Annotated in this window: 1 protein-coding gene; it reads left to right on the plus strand. The window is 62.9% G+C overall.

What is annotated here, in order from left to right; translation table 11 throughout:
- Window positions 1-99: 99 nt before the first annotated feature.
- Window positions 100-383 (plus strand): HNH endonuclease signature motif containing protein (locus ACXR2W_RS14170; RefSeq protein WP_489948869.1); only part of this gene is annotated, 284 nt, incomplete at its 3' end.

The following is a 383-nucleotide window of genomic DNA, read 5'->3' on the forward strand; positions in this document are numbered from 1 at the left end:
GCCGCATCCCCGCGGCAGGTGTGTGAACTCGTGGGGTACGGGCCGATCGCTTCGCAGATCGCGCACGACATGCTTGCTCTCTCCCGCAACGTCTCACGCGTGGACGAAGACGAGTACGGTAACGTGCTGTGCGTCGACCGCTATAAACCGACGAGGGCGATGCGCAACCTGTTGTGGGCGAGAGACCGCAGGTGCAGGTTTCCGGGCTGCACCCGGCTCCCCATAACCTGCGACATGGACCACACGATCGCGTGGGAACACGGCGGTCCCACCACCACAACTAATTTACAACTGCTGTGCAAAGCGCACCATTCCTTGAAACACGGCACGGATTGGCGGCCCGTGCAAGACCGCACGGGCACGGTGACGTGGAAGAGCCCGAC

The sequence above is a fragment of the Leucobacter faecis genome (assembly GCF_054456695.2).